The organism is Pseudanabaena sp. PCC 6802, assembly GCF_000332175.1.
GTDB lineage: Bacteria > Cyanobacteriota > Cyanobacteriia > Pseudanabaenales > Pseudanabaenaceae > PCC-6802.
The window spans coordinates 606,086-622,206 of sequence record NZ_KB235910.1; the positions used below are offsets into that span (position 1 = coordinate 606,086).

General features: G+C 47.7%; 21 protein-coding genes. 9 read left to right on the forward strand and 12 right to left on the reverse strand.

Going from position 1 to position 16,121, the window contains the following annotated elements:
- Positions 1-82: 82 nt before the first annotated feature.
- From PSE6802_RS0103030 to bioF, 7 genes are all read right to left on the reverse strand, one after another.
- Complete coding sequence (locus PSE6802_RS0103030; RefSeq protein WP_019498589.1) at positions 83-352, reverse strand: hypothetical protein; 270 nt, start codon at positions 350-352, stop codon at positions 83-85.
- A gap of 18 nt (positions 353-370) precedes the next feature.
- Positions 371-571 carry a hypothetical protein gene (locus PSE6802_RS0103035; protein WP_019498590.1) on the reverse strand — a complete coding sequence of 67 codons (201 nt, stop codon included), beginning with the start codon at positions 569-571 and terminating at the stop codon, positions 371-373.
- Positions 572-588: 17 nt separating this feature from the next.
- Positions 589-1,002 carry a type II toxin-antitoxin system VapC family toxin gene (locus PSE6802_RS0103040; protein WP_019498591.1) on the reverse strand — a complete coding sequence of 138 codons (414 nt, stop codon included), beginning with the start codon at positions 1,000-1,002 and terminating at the stop codon, positions 589-591.
- Positions 1,002-1,244 (reverse strand): hypothetical protein, encoded by a 243-nt coding sequence (locus tag PSE6802_RS0103045; RefSeq protein ID WP_026103016.1) that lies wholly within the window; start codon positions 1,242-1,244, stop codon positions 1,002-1,004. The genes PSE6802_RS0103040 and PSE6802_RS0103045 overlap by 1 nt, the downstream gene beginning before the upstream one ends.
- A 147-nt stretch (positions 1,245-1,391) precedes the next feature.
- On the reverse strand, positions 1,392-1,679 hold the full coding sequence (locus tag PSE6802_RS0103055; protein WP_019498593.1) for a DUF3181 family protein: 288 nt from the start codon (positions 1,677-1,679) through the stop codon (positions 1,392-1,394).
- Between the two features lie 56 nt (positions 1,680-1,735).
- Positions 1,736-1,963 (reverse strand): hypothetical protein, encoded by a 228-nt coding sequence (locus PSE6802_RS0103060; RefSeq protein WP_019498594.1) that lies wholly within the window; start codon positions 1,961-1,963, stop codon positions 1,736-1,738.
- Between the two features lie 61 nt (positions 1,964-2,024).
- A complete protein-coding gene (gene bioF, locus PSE6802_RS0103065) occupies positions 2,025-3,197 on the reverse strand; it encodes an 8-amino-7-oxononanoate synthase (RefSeq protein WP_019498595.1) in 1,173 nt (390 codons plus the stop codon).
- A 262-nt stretch (positions 3,198-3,459) separates the two neighbouring features.
- Here bioF and PSE6802_RS0103070 point away from each other — a divergent pair, with 262 nt between their 5' ends.
- Positions 3,460-4,566 (forward strand): fatty acid desaturase family protein, encoded by a 1,107-nt coding sequence (locus PSE6802_RS0103070; protein WP_225902634.1) that lies wholly within the window; start codon positions 3,460-3,462, stop codon positions 4,564-4,566.
- Positions 4,567-4,652: 86 nt separating this feature from the next.
- Here the strand turns inward: PSE6802_RS0103070 and PSE6802_RS0103075 are convergent, their stop codons facing one another.
- A complete protein-coding gene (locus PSE6802_RS0103075; protein WP_156815388.1) occupies positions 4,653-5,987 on the reverse strand; it encodes an FAD-binding oxidoreductase in 1,335 nt (444 codons plus the stop codon).
- 238 nt (positions 5,988-6,225) lie between these two features.
- Here PSE6802_RS0103075 and ruvX point away from each other — a divergent pair, with 238 nt between their 5' ends.
- The 4 genes from ruvX (at position 6,226) to PSE6802_RS0103095 (ending at position 9,163) form a co-directional block, all read left to right on the forward strand.
- The gene (ruvX, locus tag PSE6802_RS0103080) at positions 6,226-6,648 is read left to right on the forward strand and encodes a Holliday junction resolvase RuvX (RefSeq protein WP_156815389.1); all 423 of its coding nucleotides are present in this window, start codon (positions 6,226-6,228) and stop codon (positions 6,646-6,648) included.
- A 263-nt stretch (positions 6,649-6,911) separates the two neighbouring features.
- Entirely contained in the window at positions 6,912-7,448 is a 537-nt protein-coding gene (locus tag PSE6802_RS0103085; RefSeq protein ID WP_019498599.1) for a DUF3727 domain-containing protein, read from the forward strand.
- Positions 7,435-8,583 carry an endolytic transglycosylase MltG gene (gene mltG / locus PSE6802_RS0103090; RefSeq protein ID WP_019498600.1) on the forward strand — a complete coding sequence of 383 codons (1,149 nt, stop codon included), beginning with the start codon at positions 7,435-7,437 and terminating at the stop codon, positions 8,581-8,583. The genes PSE6802_RS0103085 and mltG overlap by 14 nt, the downstream gene beginning before the upstream one ends.
- A 61-nt stretch (positions 8,584-8,644) precedes the next feature.
- Positions 8,645-9,163 (forward strand): YqeG family HAD IIIA-type phosphatase, encoded by a 519-nt coding sequence (locus PSE6802_RS0103095; RefSeq protein ID WP_019498601.1) that lies wholly within the window; start codon positions 8,645-8,647, stop codon positions 9,161-9,163.
- A gap of 101 nt (positions 9,164-9,264) precedes the next feature.
- Here PSE6802_RS0103095 and psb34 read toward each other — a convergent pair whose 3' ends face one another.
- Together psb34 and PSE6802_RS27525 are read right to left on the reverse strand one after the other, a co-directional pair.
- On the reverse strand, positions 9,265-9,483 hold the full coding sequence (gene psb34, locus PSE6802_RS27520) for a photosystem II assembly protein Psb34 (RefSeq protein WP_019498602.1): 219 nt from the start codon (positions 9,481-9,483) through the stop codon (positions 9,265-9,267).
- A 344-nt stretch (positions 9,484-9,827) separates the two neighbouring features.
- Positions 9,828-10,220 (reverse strand): hypothetical protein, encoded by a 393-nt coding sequence (locus PSE6802_RS27525; protein WP_156815390.1) that lies wholly within the window; start codon positions 10,218-10,220, stop codon positions 9,828-9,830.
- A gap of 164 nt (positions 10,221-10,384) precedes the next feature.
- On the opposite strand from PSE6802_RS27525, the gene PSE6802_RS0103110 reads away from it, so the two are divergent.
- Positions 10,385-10,870, forward strand: coding sequence for an allophycocyanin subunit alpha-B (locus PSE6802_RS0103110; protein WP_019498604.1), 486 nt, complete (start codon positions 10,385-10,387; stop codon positions 10,868-10,870).
- Positions 10,871-11,065: 195 nt separating this feature from the next.
- Here PSE6802_RS0103110 and PSE6802_RS0103115 read toward each other — a convergent pair whose 3' ends face one another.
- Entirely contained in the window at positions 11,066-12,484 is a 1,419-nt protein-coding gene (locus PSE6802_RS0103115) for an IctB family putative bicarbonate transporter (protein ID WP_019498605.1), read from the reverse strand.
- Positions 12,485-12,560: 76 nt separating this feature from the next.
- Positions 12,561-12,743, reverse strand: a complete 183-nt coding sequence (locus PSE6802_RS0103120; protein WP_019498606.1) for a hypothetical protein — start codon at positions 12,741-12,743, stop codon at positions 12,561-12,563.
- Positions 12,744-12,942: 199 nt separating this feature from the next.
- On the opposite strand from PSE6802_RS0103120, the gene PSE6802_RS0103125 reads away from it, so the two are divergent.
- From PSE6802_RS0103125 to PSE6802_RS0103135, 3 genes are all read left to right on the forward strand, one after another.
- A complete protein-coding gene (locus tag PSE6802_RS0103125; RefSeq protein ID WP_019498607.1) occupies positions 12,943-13,602 on the forward strand; it encodes a sigma-70 family RNA polymerase sigma factor in 660 nt (219 codons plus the stop codon).
- Positions 13,603-13,620: 18 nt separating this feature from the next.
- Positions 13,621-14,136 (forward strand): anti-sigma factor family protein, encoded by a 516-nt coding sequence (locus PSE6802_RS0103130; RefSeq protein WP_019498608.1) that lies wholly within the window; start codon positions 13,621-13,623, stop codon positions 14,134-14,136.
- A gap of 281 nt (positions 14,137-14,417) precedes the next feature.
- The gene (locus PSE6802_RS0103135; protein ID WP_019498609.1) at positions 14,418-15,902 is read left to right on the forward strand and encodes a cryptochrome/photolyase family protein; all 1,485 of its coding nucleotides are present in this window, start codon (positions 14,418-14,420) and stop codon (positions 15,900-15,902) included.
- Positions 15,903-16,121: the final 219 nt, after the last annotated feature.

The following is a 16,121-nucleotide window of genomic DNA, read 5'->3' on the forward strand; positions in this document are numbered from 1 at the left end:
TCCTCCCAAATTATCTCTGCAAACTAACTTAGCGATTTCAAATGAGAAAATGTGCGATCGCTCTTCCTCAAAATGATTGATGTCAGACTTCGCAAGGGTCGCTTGTTGGTGACTGATTGGCATTTTGAGCGGCAAGCATTGCATTCATATGCATAAAGATACGATCTAGTTCTCCAATCATCTCTAGCTCAGGAATTTCTTCTAGTGTAAGTTCATCCACTTTCTTTTTATCAAGAAGCTGCTCCATGCGAGTCTGCAACTGCTCGCTAAATTTAAAAAGCTTGAACTGCCCAACTTGTTCAAGTTGGATCTCGTGGAGTAATAGTGACGGCTTGACAATAGTTGTAACCATGTTTGTATTTAAACCATGTCATTTTATGTGTTGCAAAGAAAAAGTTGTTAGCTCAAGCCGATCTTGCTCAGTCCAGGTATCACTAATATCAATAAGACTAACATTTTGCTGAGTTAGATCGTTCAGGATTAAAGCAGCCAGATGCAGGCGATCGCTCAGTGGCAGCTTGCCGACAATATTTTGGTAAATTTCTTGGACAGTCTGGGTAGTGTTGGGCATAGCTATTCCTCCTGTCATTATCTTAATCCCAACTGCCGCCAATTCTCGGTTTGCAAACCAGGAACTCGACCGAATTCCCGTTGGTTTGCGGTGACCATGAGAAGATTATACTGAAGAGCAGTAGCAGCTATCAAAACATCGTAAGCACCTATCGGCTGACCTTGAGATTTTAAAATGGCACGGATGTGAGCTGCTCGCTCAGCTTCTAGATTTCTAAAAGGGAGAATTGTCACCGAAGTAAGAAAGCTAGCGATCGTTGATTCAATTTTTTGAGCGCGTTGAGGATTGATGAGCAAGCCGTAACGTAACTCCATGACCGTAATAATTGAAACCGCAACACTGCTAGGCGGTGTTTGCTTAAGTCTGCTTTGAGTGCCGAGTTCACCCTTGATAAAATCGCTGATGACGCAAGTATCGAGTAGATATTGCATCAGAAAAGCTCAGGTTCACTTGGGGTTAGGAGTTCACTGCGATAGGACTCAAAAGCAGGGAAGTCTGGCATCCCCTCATAGGATAAAACAGTATCAGACCACTTATCCACTATATTCGGTGTAGTTTGGGTTAGCTGACGTAAAGCCTCAAGAATCAGGGTTTGAAGCGGAATATTCGATTGAGCCGCCTGGCGAATAAGGTCTTGTTCGAGATCTTGAGGTAGGTCAAGCATGATTTGCATGAGTTACTTTTCTTAATTTAGGGTTGGTAGTAGGGTTCTTGTGCAATTTTATAAAGCGACATCAATCAGGGTTGCTTCAAAATCACTAAGCTCTGCTTCACTGATTAGCATTTTGAGTGGCAAGCACTGCATTCATAATAATGCGGGCTAGTCTTCAAAATTCCTGAGAACATCTAGCAAAGCTGACTGTGCCTGAGTTGGCACCAGATCGTTCAAGGGAAGTTCTCGCTTGCCGCCGCCAACCTTGACCATCGTGCTACCCAGCACCCGATCCACTGCATCGGCATTTATGCCGTCGGCAAGCATGGGGTAAAACTTTTCTGCCAGGACGGTGTGTAAATGTGCTTCGCCTAGATATAAATGCCATTTCGCAATATCGATGTAGACTTCCTCGGCGATCGCGGCTGCTAATTTTTCGATACTTTCTGAAGTCATAGACATAATTTTTATTGCTCCCTAGCGCTGAATTTACTTGTCGGAGTTCTTAAGTTTCATTTCTTCGTGAAGACCCAGATTGCGTGTCCCAAAAGGAGTAACGCCCAAACTCCAGTTACCTGAATTGTCCAATCCCAATCAGCATAGAGCACGGAACGCACGAACCACATACCCGAAACTGTGGCAGCAAAGATACCAACGTGCAAAGCAAAATTAACCCGTCTTTCCAGGCTTTGATATTCAGGATCTCTGGGATCGGGTGGCTTCGATAAACTGAGAGGCATGGGCAATTGCTAATCGTTAATTAAGTTAGGTTAGGGTGAGCATTGACCACCTTAACACTAGTTAACTCAATGCTAGCTCAGATTGGCATTTTGTCAGGCAGTTAACTAAAGCTTCGATCTGCTCGATGGTATGGGTTGCCATCAGCGTCAGGCGAATGCGAGCCGTCGGTACAGTAGGGGGACGGATGGCGGGTGCAAATATGTCATTTTGTCTGAGATAGGCAGCTACGTTTAAGGTTTGGGTTGTATCGCCAACTTTAAGCGCGACGATCTGCGAGTCGGTGCTGAAAGGTTCTATCTGGACTGCACTCAGAGCTTGTTTCAGAGCTGTCAAATTCTGCCATAGCTGCTGGCGGCGTTGCGGTTCGGTTTGAATAATCTTCACTGCTGCCAAAGCAGCGGCAGTATCAGCCGGAGACAGACCCGTCGTATAAATCCAACTGGCGGCACGGTTCCGCAAAAAATCGATTAACTCCGCCGAGCCAGCTACATATCCCCCTAAACTCCCCAACGCTTTACTCAGCGTACCTACTTGAATTAACGGCCTATTAATACCCAAAGCATTGGTGACACCCGCGCCGCGATCGCCAAATACCCCAGTGGCATGGGCTTCATCCACCAGCACCATGCAGTCGTAGCGATCGGCTAGATCCATAATTTCTCCCAACGGACAAAGATCGCCATCCATGCTGAACACCGTATCGGTAGTAATTAGACAGCGACGGTAGCGATCGCGATGCTGCTCCAATTCCCGCGCCAAGCTGCTTATATTAGCGTGGCTGTAGGTAATTACCTGCGCTCCACTGAGAATAGCGCCATTTTTGAGGCAGGAATGATTGTAGGCATCCTGTAAAACTAAATCGCGAGCGCCAACCACTGATGCGATCGCGCCTAAATTCGCCAAATAACCGGAGCTAAATACAAGTGCGGCTTCGGTCTGCTTGAGCGAGGCGATCGCGGTTTCCAGTTCCTGATGCAAATCTAAATGCCCGGATACGAGGCGCGAACCCGTAGCTCCAGTGCCATAGGTTTGCGTTGCGGCGATCGCTGCCTCAATTAGACGCGGATCCCCCGCCAGACCCAAGTAATTATTGCTGGCAAACATCAGCGTATCGCGATCGTCGATCTTGACTACAGTGTCAGCGCGACTGGAAATTGTGACAGGCGATCGATGCCAATTCGCTTGGTGAACTACCTGTAGAGCATGGCCGATCCAGTCATAGGGTTTTGCCATAGATTTTGACCGCAAACGTATTGAGAATCAGATGCAACCTGGATACTAATTTATGTTAAGTTCACAAAGGTACAATTAATTTTTGGTAGTCCTGAAGAAGTAATGATATTTAACGATTGGGGTTGGGGGGCAAGCCCCCCAACCCCACGGTAACCATTACTTGCATACCACTACCTAATTTTTGTATCACATGTGCTTGACGGAGATTTTAGTTGCTGTGGTGGCGCTAAGAGATTAAAGTCCCGTGGGGAGCAGCAACTAAATGACATATGGGAAGGTTTTTGACGACATGAACCAAGCAAGGGTGACTTTTGCTAAGAGTGTAGGTTTCAAAAAAGAATTAAATCGGCGAGTTGAAAACTATTTCAATTCTAACCAAATTAAGCCCCGCGATAATTTGGCGATGTATTTCAAAACTGCCATCATTTTGGGATGGTTGCTCTCAGCCTGGTCAATTACCGTATTTGCACCATTACCTCTGGGCGCAAGGGTAATTGGCTGTATGGTTGTGGGATTGGCACTGGGAGGCGTGGGTATGAGTATCGGGCATGATGCCAATCATGGGGGCTATTCCAGCAATCATCGCGTCAATAGAGCGATCGGCTTGCTCTACGATGTCATCGGGCTATCCAGCTATCTCTGGCGCTTCCGCCATAATTTCTTGCATCACACCTATACAAATATGTTGGGACACGATGTGGAAATTCATGGTGACGGTTTAGTGCGGATGTCACCGACGATGGAGCATAAGTGGTACCACAGGTTTCAGCATCTATTTGTCTGGTTCATCTACCCAATTATTCCCTTCTATTGGTCTTATGGCGATATCAAACTGGGATTTTTCGATCGCCAATACCACACACATAAAATTCCCAAACTCTCAGTTTCAGAATCAATTACTTTAGTTGGTTTGAAGTTATTGGGGATGGCATGGTTGATTGGGGTTCCCATTTACGTGGGCTACTCTCCTCTAGAGGCGATTCTTGGTTACCTGATTGCTTACATGACCTACGGCTTTGTAATTTGCATAATTTTCATGTTGGCGCACGTACTGGAGCCAGCCGAATTTATCGAACCGGATCCTGATTCCAACAGTATTAGCGATGAATGGGCAATTCTACAGGTGAAAACTACGGTCGATTTTGCGCCTCATAATCATATCCTTAACTGGTATGTTGGCGGTCTTAACTATCAAGTGATTCACCATCTATTTCCCCATGTCTGCCACATCCATTATCCCAAGCTGGCTCCCATCGTGGCGGATGTTTGCCGGGAGTTTGGGGTCAAATATAATGTTTATGACAGCTTTGGTGGAGCGATCGCTGCTAATTACAATTGGCTAAAAGCAATGGGTCAGCAAGCATCCTGAGACTCATAAGGGTGTAGCCCGTAGCTCCTCAAGACAGATATCCCGGCTCTTTTGTGTAAGCCCTAAGTACAAATGATTTGGGATTGCTATAGACGACCGGGATTTAGGATCCCCTGGGGATCGAATTTCTGTTGTAGCGCTTGCATAACATGGAGCGCATTCCCCGTGTAACCCCATACGTCCATCTCTTGTTTTAACTCATTTGGCGCTTCTAGCACGGAGAGAAATCCATCTGTTTTCTCAGCTAGAGTTCTGATTTTGAGAATCTGGTGCACCCGATCTGCAATTGAAGCTTCTGCGCGGAAGTCACAACGCAGAACACCTAAGCCACTACCAGCATGAACCTGTGCGCAAGCGGACAAATCGGGAGAGATACCTGACAGCGATCTCAACACAGAACAAGCTTCTGAACCTAAAATCCCCACTTTGCAGATTACAGTGCGATCGCGATCGCTAACCTGCCAAATTAAATTCCGTAACTGAGGCCAAAAGCGCTTGGAGTCTTCAATCTTTGTCGCCTTAAGATTGAGAGTCTTAGCAAGTTCGGCAAGGCGATCGCACTGCTGGGTCACGCTTTGCGCAATACTATCAAACCTCACAGCCAGCCCCAAGCCGTTACCCAATCCCGAATCCAAGCTCGATACTATGCGATCGGATAGCAAATCAACCGCGCTCGGTGTTAGCGATGACATCGGAATTTCAGTTCTGGCTCGCGCGATCGCATCCATGTCGCCCGTTAGCAACATCGTGGCAGAGGCTGCGGCCAAAGGATATAAGCGAAAAGTAACCTGAGCGATCGCCCCCAGGGTACCGTAGGAGCCGGTCAATAATTTCATCATGTCGTAGCCCGCTACATTCTTAACTACGCGCCCCCCTGCTTTCACCAGTTCGCCATCCGATCGCACGAACGAAACCCCGATGCACATGTCTCGCACGCTGTTGTAGCGGTGGCGCAGCGAACCAGTATCTCCCGCTGCCACAATACCGCCAATCGTAGCGCGATCGGCATATGCTGGGTCAATTGCTAAAAACTGACCGGATTTTGCCAAGATTGCCTGCAAATCTGCAAACCGCATCCCAGCCTCCACCGTGACGGTCAGATCGCCCTCAGCATGTTCGATTAAGCGATTTAACCTTGCCGTACTAACTACCAGTTGTACGCTACCTACTGCATTACCCCAACTTAACTTACTCCCCGCACCGCATAAGAGCAGTTTGTAATTATTTTCATGGGCAAACGCGATCGCCGCGCTCAGTTGCTCGACCGTAGACGGATAGATCGCATGGCTGGGCGTATTGTCTGGTAAGAGCGATCGAGATATTCGCTGTCTGAAATCGCGATCGAGGCTGTCCCACTCCACAACACCGTCGGCATCGACAATTTGAGCTAAGGTAGCTGTACTGATTAAACTTGACGACATGGATGGCATTTCAAGAATGGGCTGCCATCATCGTATTTTTTCCTGGATCTTATGTCTAGCTCAAAGGACTTACGCATTTATAGCCGTAGACAGATCTGTTAGGACAGGGGGTGTGGGGGCTGCGCCCCCACGCAGGGGTGGAACCCCTGCACCCCGCCCGTCCTAAGCCTATTGGCTATAGCTATAAATAAATAAAGCATAGGTCGCATTCTATAATTCGTATGGAATTACTAGAGTAATCATGATGTACGTTGCCGCACTGGGCCTAGATGTAGGACGCAAGCGCATCGGAGTTGCCGGATGCGATCGCACTGGATTAATCGCCCACGGAATTACGACGATCGAACGGCGATCTTGGCAAGCAGATCTAGAACAGTTGCAAGCCCTGGTGGATAGCCGTCAGATCGACACCCTGGTTGTGGGGTTACCCTACAACATGGATGGCACGCTGGGCTATCAGGCGCGTCAAGTGCAGAAGTTTGCCCGTGCTGCCGCTAAGCAACTAAACTTAACCCTGGAATACGTTGACGAGCGACTAACTTCGTTTGAGGCAGAGCAGATGATGCACGCACAGGGAATTTCCACGCGATCGCACAAAGGGGTAGTCGATCGCAAAGCAGCGGCGATTATCTTGCAGCAATGGCTGGAACAACAACGATAGTCTATGCGGGGGAATTATCGAAATATCTAATGAATTATCTCGGATTTCTATAGCTAAGTATTTTGGCTACCAAAAACTGTCATAATCTTTAAAACAATTACCCAAGTTATTCCAAATCTAGAGCTTTATAGCGGTTTACAAGCAAGTAAGTACATTTATCTATGCGTGCTGAACTACTTGGATCGCATAAAAGCTACAAGCATTAAACCTGGGTATTAGCTAGATCGAATTAAACTCGCACTGGTACAACTTCACCCCAACATATGGACGAATCAATTTTGAGTTTGACTGATGAAACAGGTAAGACGCTTCCTTGCCAGGTTGAAATTACCCTAGAGGTCGATCGAGAGGAGTATTTTCTGTTAAAACCAATCGACCATGCTGTATATATCTTTGCTTGGGGTGAGGGGGATGACGAAGAAGACCAACTCTTGCTTGATATTGAGGAAGAGGAGCTAGACCGCGTTTTTTCAATTGCTCAAGCCGTGCTGTCGGAGCAAAACCTTAAGCTCCAGCGCACCGCCTATACATTAACTGCCTCAGGAGAATTGCCGGAGCTAGATGAGGATGAAATCTTTACAATTGATGCCGAGGATGAGGAAGCTAGCGAAGAATTCCAGGAGCTAGCCCACTTTTTCTATGAGGAACAAGAGTATTCGATATTTACGTCGTTAGATCCGCTCATGTTTTTTGCCAAGCTAGATAGCAGCGGCAAACCCCAGTTACTTACCCCAGAGGAAATACAGCGGATTCAACCCTATGTTGAAGAGCATTTGATGGATCTAGATGAAGAAATCTAAGCAGTTATTCTATGGTTTTTTCTTCCCGATCGCTATCTTAGGAAGTGCTTGGGGCGGAGGTTTATGGTGGTTATGGGTCAGTGCCGCACCCACTAATAATACTACTACCAGTTCTCCCATCAGGCTGGTTATTCCTGAAGGCACGCCCATGCAGGTAATTGGACAGGAACTAGAATCTACAGGAGTAATCCGCTCTAGTTTGGCCCTGAGGTTGTGGTTGCAATGGCTGGCAATTAAAGAAGGCAATACTCGCTCTCTTCAAGCTGGTACGTACGACTTTAATCTGAACCAGCCCCTTAGTGAGGTTGTGTCGCAGATGCAGACAGGGAAACCCACAGAGGTGCGCTTCACCATACCTGAAGGGTGGTCGCTAGAGCAAATGGCCGAATTCTTCGAGCAAAAAGGCTATTTCCCTGCTAAAGACTTTATTGCTGCTACGGGCAAAAGCGCGATCGGTCGCAGACCCTGGCTACCCAAAGATATTGCGAGTCTGGAGGGGTTTCTGTTTCCCGATACCTACCAAATAGTGGAAAAGGAGATTACCCCAGAGCAGGTAGTTGACCTCATGCTCAACCGCTTTGAAGAGGTAGCATTACCGCTGTATCAGTCTCACACAAAAACTCAACCCAAGCCGTCCTTGAGTTTGGCAGAATGGGTCACTCTATCAAGCATTGTGGAGAAAGAGTCGGTATTAGACAAGGAGCGTAAAATAATTGCAAGTGTATTTTTGCAGCGCCTGAAGCGAAATATGCGTCTCGAAGCTGACCCCACGGTTGAATACGGACTTAAAATCAAGCAAACCAAGGAAAAGCCGCTGACCATCGAGCAAGTCCGCACGCCTTCGCCATATAATACCTATCTCAATCCTGGGTTGCCCCCAGGGGCGATCGCCGCGCCCGGACTCGCCAGCCTCGAAGCTGTTCTGTCTCCCGAGCCTACTGAATATCTGTTTTTTGTGGCGCGCTACGATGGCAGTCATATCTTTAGTCGCACATTGGCGGAACACAATAAAGCCCTAAATCAGGTTGACCATAGCATCAAACAGCAAACCGATAAACTCCAGACTGAAAAAACACAACCTGAGAAACCAAAAACTGAAAAACCTCGGTCAGAAAAACCGAAACCACGTTCGTGAATATGTTCGCGGGTATAATTACTGGAAACCCATAGCAGACCCAATCTCGTTCTAACCCATAATGCATCCATGGCAGCTAATTACTCCCGATCTTGTTTTACGCAAGCCCATTTGGGAACTCACACCCGCGCTTTTATCGGAGCACAAGCTGCGCGGGCTAGTTCTGGATGTAGATAACACGATTATTGGTGATAGCGAAACGGAAGTATGTCAGGAAGTACGGCAGTGGCTTGATGCCATGCGGCATGACTATAATATCTGGCTGATTAGCAATAATTTTAGTAATCGGCGCATTCAGGGCATTGCCGAGTCCTTAAACTTACCTTATCGCAGCCGTGCTGGGAAGCCATCACGACGCGCAGTTAGGCAGGCCTTAGAGGTAATGGAAATGCAACCGGCAGAGGTAGGCATGGTAGGAGATCGCCTGTTCACCGATGTCCTGGTTGGCAACAGGTTAGGCATGTTTACGATATTAGTACAGCCGATCGATAACAAAAAAGCCTCCTGGCTGGGCGAGCGATCGCGCCTATTACGCAATTGGGAACTCTGGCTTGCCCGTATATCTGGGGTTAATATTTAGAGTTTAGAGCGATCTGCGATCGCCGAATTAGCTAAGTACCGATAGCGATACTTAGCTAATTCCAAGACACTGCAGCAAACGCATTGCGTGTAAATCCCGACCTAACCAATTGCAAAGCTAAAAGCAGTCAGTATTGTCACCAGCAACAGCAGGATACCCCCTATCATGAAAGACATATAGCGGCGTTGCGCTTGCGGTGTAATGGGTTCTTCCAGATACATGGTCGGTTCAATCGCATAAACGTTGAACGTTCCTTCCTCATCTACGGTGTATCCAGGGCGGAGAAGCTCGTTTTTCTTTTCTTGTTTAAGAGTACGCATTTGTGCCTCCTCTTTAATGCTTCATACTAAAATCATAACAGGTTTTTAAGAAAAATTGACAATATTAAGCTGTTTATGGTAGCCTAGGTGGCTTTGTTTTATTCAATAGATCTGGCTTGCAGAACCACCATGCACGCAAGAGATCTTATGCGCGTGCTGGTGCAGTGAGATGGTTTGCAGGCAGACGAGAATGGGGTTATTCACCTATCTATTGCTCAGTTCAGCTTGTGAACTAGCACCTAGTGTTGCAAATCATAAATTTTGCAACATGGGGGAATGGGGGCAAAGCCCCCAGAAGGGGGTTTCACCCCCTCCACCCCCTCCAAAACTTTGGTTTTGGTGTACTAGTAATCAATTGACATGCTCTTAAAGGAAGATTTAGGGGTATTGTTAGCGCTAGTATTGCTTTTGGGTTTGGGCTTCTGCTCTGGTGAGGGTTTGGTAGGCGCGCCGGAAGCATTGATGAGGTCGGCTTTAAGTCGATCCAAACTATCATCGAGCTTGGTACCGCTTTCTGTAGCTTCGGCTTCTAGCTTGGTACGTTCGCGTTCTAGATCGTCCAACCGTTGTAAAATTTGCTGGGAGCGATCGTGTAAGGTCTGGAGTTCTTTTTTTAACCGTTCCTTTTCGCTCGCCAACTGATGCAATTGCAAGTAGATTGACGAAGAATTCTTTTGCAGCGGCATAGAATGTAACTTCTGCGATCGCCTGCCAGCAGTCCGGTTTGATGTACTCATAAGCCTCTATTTCGAGCCTGGTTGCGGATTAGCTTTAACTCGACCATAACACAGATCGCGATCGGCACAAATAGCAGGGCTGTCTTGCCTCTTTTTCTGTAAACTAGATGAAAGCAGATATTAAGTTTAAACTAATTACACTAAATCCTTATTTTTAATTACCTATGAGTATAGTTAGTAAAGTTTTACTCAGAGCCGACGATGAGTTGCGCTATCCCACGATCGCCGAACTAAACAGCATCGGCAGCTTTTTACAAACAGGTGCCCAACGCTTGCGAATTGCCACCTTACTGACAGAAAACGAAGATAAAATTGTTAAGAAAGCCAGCGGCGAGCTTTGGAAGATTCACCCAGACTACATTTCCCCAGGTGGTAACGCCTACGGACAAAGGCAACGCGCCCAATGTCTGCGCGACTATGGCTGGTATTTACGCCTGGTCACCTATGGTGTCGTAGCTGGGGACAAGGAACCAATTGAAACGATCGGTTTGATCGGCGCGCGTGAAATGTATTCTTCTCTGGGAGTACCCCTAGTAGGTATGGCTGATTCGATTCGCTGCCTAAAAGATGCTTCGCTGGCTCTAATGAGCAAAGAAGATGCTGATGCTACTGCACCTTATTTCGACTATATAATCCAGGGAATGTCTTAATCCAAGGAATATCTTGAGTCTTTGTACGGTCGGCTTTGAAATATTTTGAAATATCTTGATGCTGCAAGCGCTTCAGCAGCTAAACACGCTCTAACTCACTTGCAAACTGGTACCTAATCCCGCTTAACTTTTGTCAAGGCAAAGGTAGGCGGGATTGGTTTTCGCTTGGAGCGTTCCAGCAAATTCTGTCTGCGGCTATATTTGTGTTTCGCTGTCTGGTGATGGCTGTTCGGGCGCGCGCGCTTGGTCGATCGGTTGAATGCAGAAGCTGGCGATCAGAGCGATCGCCAACCACCAGATAATCTGGACTTGAGGGCGATACCAAATGGTGTCAAATAAGCCTTGAGCCATTAGTCCTACTATGATGCTCAAGGAGGCTGCAATCCATAACCCCTCTGAGGCTCGCTCGGCTCGCAAGCGGTTGAAGTTCTGCCATCCATACCGTATGACCGTAGCTACTAACCAGATATAGCAAGCTAAACCAACAATGCCAGACTCAAATGTAATTTCTAAAGGTACGGAATAAGCGCCTAAGGCGCTATAACCGGGTCTTTGGTAGTAGGGGTAAATTTGATTGAATACTCTGTTGCCTGGCCCATAACCTAGAACGGGTTTCTTCTTAATCATTTGCAAGACAGACATCCACACATTCAAGCGAAAGTTATTACTGCTGTCATTGCGTCCAAAAAAGATACTGAGGAATCGCACTCTTTGCTTGGGGAAGATGACAAGCGCTAGAGCGATCGCACCCACTGCACCACTAAGTACTCCTGGGATCGTCCATTTTGGTAGCCGACTGGCCCACCAGTGTGCCAGACAAATAAGCAGTGCTAAACCTTCCGCAATCTGCCCTATTTGCCCCGCACGGCTGTAGGTGAGAGATGTGCAGTACCAGGCAGCGATCGCGACACCGAGCGCCACAAACTTCACGCCCCAACTCCGCCAGTGAATTGCTCCTACCACACCCAAAGGGATAGCAGGTAAGAGATATCCAGCCAGCAGATTGGGATTGAGCAAGAAGCTATAGATTCTCGTAGTGCCTGCTAATTCGGAAGTAGGGTCAGTCCAGGTTGCCAAATCCTCCGCGCCTAAAATCGATTGCCGCATGCCATGAATGCAAACTAAAACTGTCGTCAGCAGGTACGTGCCCACTAAAAGAGATCGCCACGGAATCTTGTTACTAGAGCGCATGACTCGGTTGAGGCAGGCAAAGATGATGAAGTATATGGTCAACTTGACCCAACCATCGATCGCTGCCCGTCGCGCTGGCGAGAGCATGGTAGCAATCGATGCAATGCCCCAATAGACAGCCAGAGGTAAATGAATGGGAGTCCAGACTGAGGTGGCGGCATCTATTGCCTTGCTAGCGCGATCGCCAACCCAAAGGAATACCCAGTAAATCGCGATCGCAGCCGAAACAATACCGATCTGATTGTTTGAGAGATAGGGCAATAAAGCCAGCAAACCAATCAGTAATAGACCGCACAGACTGGTACTAACCAGGTAACTCCCCTGCTGCCAATTGCCTAGGTAAAGCAAAATGGCGCGCATCTGGCTGTGATGCCACCATTCTTGCCATAGTTTGATGTTTGTAAATTTAAGTTTGGCATCCATAAGGTTTAGGGCGATCGGCTTTCAGCGGTCAGCTTTAGCATAACCATGAAACCGCAAAATATCATGACTTTGTATCTTAACTAAAAAGCGATGAATGCAACCTAACTGCTAGAACCCAATCCCTTAACCAGGAAAGATCGGTGGGGGCTGGCAACATTTCGCCACGCCAGTCTAATAGCTGCACCAAGATCAAATAGCCTACACCCAAAATGACGGTGATGGCACCCGTCAGAATTGCTACCCATTGCGATCGCTGCATAATTCTTATTATTTCAAACCAGGAACAGTACCTGCTATTATCGCTTTTGGACAAGGCTTAGCAATGGTAATAATTTAAATCGCAGTTCGTAACGCTGCATAAAATAACCAGAGTCTTCCTAGCACCGGACACCTAACGTCGGAACAATCCCATTTCCCAAAGCGTCACTATGCCCAGAGCAAACTTTTGGAGCTAGGTGATGAGCTATAGCCTTTCTTGGTCAACAAAAGCAGAGGTTGAATATCCCTCAGTCTCAGTGTCAGATGAAAAACTCTCTAATCTAGACTTGGTTTGCCTGTGCCAGCAAGGCTCGCAGCCCAGCAAGTCAGCTTTCGCCGAAATTATGCGTCGGCACCAGTCACATGTTGACCAATTGCTGTACAAGTTAGCACCAGATTGGCAAGATAGAGCAGATCTAGCCCAGGAAGTATGGCTGCGAGTCTATCGCAATATCAAGCGCTTGCAGGAACCAGAGAAGTTTCGCGGTTGGCTGAGCAGAATCGCCACAAACCTGTTTTATGACGAACTGCGCAAGCGCAAGCGCGTTGGCACCTCAGTTTCGTTAGATAACCCCCTACAGACTGGTGATGGTGGAGAAATTGAATGGGAACTGCCCAGTAACGAACCTGGGCCCGTAGATAATTTGTCAACTCAGGAATTTTACGAGTATCTGCGCAAAGCGATCGCCGATCTACCCGCAGGTTTCCGCGAAACGATTGTCTTGAGAGAAATTGAGGGGCTTTCCTACGAAGAAATTGCTGAGATTACAGGTGTATCTCTGGGTACTGTCAAATCGCGTATTGCCAGAGCTAGAATCAGGTTACAAACCCAACTTCAACCATACATATCCAGCCTGTGAAGTAGAGGTCTCCCAGTTATGAATAACCTAAACGATAACAAAATGCACACTCCCGATCCTGAAGAGCAATTCGAGCTATTAAGTCTCTACATGGACAATGAAACTAGTCCTGCTGAGAAGCGCCAGGTCGAGCAATGGCTGGCAACAGAACCTAGCTTTCGCAATCTGTACCATCAACAACTCAGACTGCGCCAGTTACTGATCGATTTGCCTGTGCCCGGCAGCACTCGGGTGGAAGCACAAGCGAATAGAGACAAGACTGAGGTGGTAGTAAATCGAGTGCTGGCTAAGCTAGAGGAGCGCTCTAGGCACCGTCGCATGGCATGGGGAGGTATTGCGGCTGTAGCAGTACTGGTAGGTGCAGTTGGCTCGATATTAACTTTTAACTCGCCGACAAAAGATTTAAATTTTTCCACCGCCTCCAATACCATTAAACCTCAAGAAAGTATTACCCCCCAGGAACCACTGCTGCTAGCGATGGAGAGACCTTTGATTCCTATGCCAAAGTCAATGGCAGTTACGGATATTAAGTAACTGACTTTACGCGGAATCCTTATATATTTTAACCTGTACTTACCTTTACACATAAGGGTCGCAGGGGCGTAGCCCCCGTCTTGGTTTTGTTCCCCTCTCCCTGAGGGAGAGGGGTTAGGGGTGAGGGTTTCAGGGTCTTCTACGTACAGTGAGTTAAGTAAATCCAAGACTGGAACTTAAGGGTGTGAAGAAAAATACCATACCGCATGTAGGGGCGAACGGTCGTTTGCCCCTGCTGGTGTTACGATAGGGCGTGGCTGAAGATCGCGCCTTTTTTATTTATGCCTCAAACTGCAACATTAGAATCCAACCATAGCCTTACAATTGTTTGGCATCGACGCGATCTGCGGATTGACGATAACCCTGCCCTCCATGCTGCCTCGCAGCAAGGCGCTATAGTAGTTGGCATATTTATCTTCGATCCGGCCATCCTTAAAAGTATGGAAACGGGTGGCGGTAAAGTGGATTTTATGTTGGGTTGTCTGCGGGAATTGCAGGCTAACTATCAGCAGCTAGGCAGCGATCTGCTGTGTTTTTATGGCGAACCAGTTCAAACTCTACGACAAGTAGCTGAAGCATTCCAGGTGAAGCAGGTATTTTTTAACTGCGATATCGAGCCCTATGCCCGTCAAAGGGATGGGGCTGCCCGCGATGCTCTTAAAGGGATTGGCGTTGAGTTGAAAGGCTTTATCGACATTGGCTTGCACGATCCGGCCGCGATCGCGACCAATTCCGGCGAACCATATAAAGTCTATACTCCCTTCTGGCGTAATTGGATAAGTTTACCCAAACCCCATCCTTACGGCGGTACGCATCCCGTAGGGAATCGCCCCCCTCGAATGGATAAAATTGCAAATCTCGGCAATTACGATCGCGCCTGCCAACAAGCTGGAGCGATCGCTCTACCTACTCTATCGGAGTTGGGTTTTAGCCACAATCAAATTCTACCGAAATCTGGCGAGAGCGCTGCCCAATCGCTCCTCGATGCTTTCTGCGATTCCAATCTCATCCTGCGTTACAAAGAAGCGAGAGATATCCCATCCCAAGCTGGCACATCTATGCTGAGTCCGCATCTGCGCTTCGGCACGATTGGAATTCGGCGGGTGTGGCAAAGCGCGATCGCTGCTACCGACCGCGTCCGCAGTGAAGAAGAAGCGAACGGCATCCAAACCTGGCAGCAGGAACTTGCCTGGCGCGAGTTCTATCAAAACGTGCTATTTCACTTTCCCGAACTGGCGATCGGTGCCTATCGTCCTCAGATGCAACGCTTTGAGTGGGATGATAATAGGGCATATTTTGCTGCCTGGTGCGAGGGGCGTACGGGATATCCTATTGTCGATGCCGCCATGCGACAACTGAATCAAACTGGTTGGATGCACAATCGCTGTCGTATGATTGTGGCTAGCTTCTTAACTAAGGATCTATTGCTAAATTGGCAGTGGGGAGAACTATATTTCATGCAGCAGCTTGTGGATGGCGATCTTGCTGCCAATAATGGTGGCTGGCAATGGAGTGCTTCTAGCGGGATGGATACAAAACCATTGCGGATTTTCAACCCCATGACGCAGGCGCGCAAATACGATCCTGAAGCCGAGTATATTTTGCAGTGGTTGCCCGAACTCCAAGGTTTAACCACAGCCGAGTTACTCAGTGGAAATATCCCCCCCCATCAATGCCGAAAGCACAACTATCCCACACCCATAGTCGCGCATGACACCCAGCAAAGAATATTCAAATCGCGCTATCAGGCGGCTAAAGATGTATAGCTTAGCGGTGCAACCATCTATTTCGCAGCTATAGCGGTTTTCAGATGAAAACGAGAAGGGGGTTTGGGGGCAACGCCCCCAAGAAGGGGTTCTACCCCTTCACCCCATCAATAAAACCCGTTCTCAATTGCAAAGCGCTATAACACAAACGAGTCATCACCCAATCGGGTGAATTAATTCTAGCCCAGTAGGGTTAGTCCTTTGGCGCGATCGGGCGAG

What these genes read in the sequence shown, in the direction of transcription:
- PSE6802_RS0103030 (WP_019498589.1), bottom strand. Translation starts at nt 352, where the DNA reads ATGGTTACAACTATTGTCAAGCCGTCACTATTACTCCACGAGATCCAA.
- PSE6802_RS0103035 (WP_019498590.1), bottom strand. Translation starts at nt 571, where the DNA reads ATGCCCAACACTACCCAGACTGTCCAAGAAATTTACCAAAATATTGTC.
- PSE6802_RS0103040 (WP_019498591.1), bottom strand. Translation starts at nt 1,002, where the DNA reads ATGCAATATCTACTCGATACTTGCGTCATCAGCGATTTTATCAAGGGT.
- PSE6802_RS0103045 (WP_026103016.1), bottom strand. Translation starts at nt 1,244, where the DNA reads ATGCAAATCATGCTTGACCTACCTCAAGATCTCGAACAAGACCTTATT.
- PSE6802_RS0103055 (WP_019498593.1), bottom strand. Translation starts at nt 1,679, where the DNA reads ATGACTTCAGAAAGTATCGAAAAATTAGCAGCCGCGATCGCCGAGGAA.
- PSE6802_RS0103060 (WP_019498594.1), bottom strand. Translation starts at nt 1,963, where the DNA reads ATGCCTCTCAGTTTATCGAAGCCACCCGATCCCAGAGATCCTGAATAT.
- bioF (WP_019498595.1), bottom strand. Translation starts at nt 3,197, where the DNA reads ATGGCAAAACCCTATGACTGGATCGGCCATGCTCTACAGGTAGTTCAC.
- PSE6802_RS0103070 (WP_225902634.1), top strand. Translation starts at nt 3,460, where the DNA reads ATGACATATGGGAAGGTTTTTGACGACATGAACCAAGCAAGGGTGACT.
- PSE6802_RS0103075 (WP_156815388.1), bottom strand. Translation starts at nt 5,987, where the DNA reads ATGTCGTCAAGTTTAATCAGTACAGCTACCTTAGCTCAAATTGTCGAT.
- PSE6802_RS0103085 (WP_019498599.1), top strand. Translation starts at nt 6,912, where the DNA reads ATGGACGAATCAATTTTGAGTTTGACTGATGAAACAGGTAAGACGCTT.
- mltG (WP_019498600.1), top strand. Translation starts at nt 7,435, where the DNA reads ATGAAGAAATCTAAGCAGTTATTCTATGGTTTTTTCTTCCCGATCGCT.
- PSE6802_RS0103095 (WP_019498601.1), top strand. Translation starts at nt 8,645, where the DNA reads ATGCATCCATGGCAGCTAATTACTCCCGATCTTGTTTTACGCAAGCCC.
- psb34 (WP_019498602.1), bottom strand. Translation starts at nt 9,483, where the DNA reads ATGCGTACTCTTAAACAAGAAAAGAAAAACGAGCTTCTCCGCCCTGGA.
- PSE6802_RS27525 (WP_156815390.1), bottom strand. Translation starts at nt 10,220, where the DNA reads ATGAGTACATCAAACCGGACTGCTGGCAGGCGATCGCAGAAGTTACAT.
- PSE6802_RS0103110 (WP_019498604.1), top strand. Translation starts at nt 10,385, where the DNA reads ATGAGTATAGTTAGTAAAGTTTTACTCAGAGCCGACGATGAGTTGCGC.
- PSE6802_RS0103115 (WP_019498605.1), bottom strand. Translation starts at nt 12,484, where the DNA reads ATGGATGCCAAACTTAAATTTACAAACATCAAACTATGGCAAGAATGG.
- PSE6802_RS0103120 (WP_019498606.1), bottom strand. Translation starts at nt 12,743, where the DNA reads ATGCAGCGATCGCAATGGGTAGCAATTCTGACGGGTGCCATCACCGTC.
- PSE6802_RS0103125 (WP_019498607.1), top strand. Translation starts at nt 12,943, where the DNA reads ATGAGCTATAGCCTTTCTTGGTCAACAAAAGCAGAGGTTGAATATCCC.
- PSE6802_RS0103130 (WP_019498608.1), top strand. Translation starts at nt 13,621, where the DNA reads ATGAATAACCTAAACGATAACAAAATGCACACTCCCGATCCTGAAGAG.
- PSE6802_RS0103135 (WP_019498609.1), top strand. Translation starts at nt 14,418, where the DNA reads ATGCCTCAAACTGCAACATTAGAATCCAACCATAGCCTTACAATTGTT.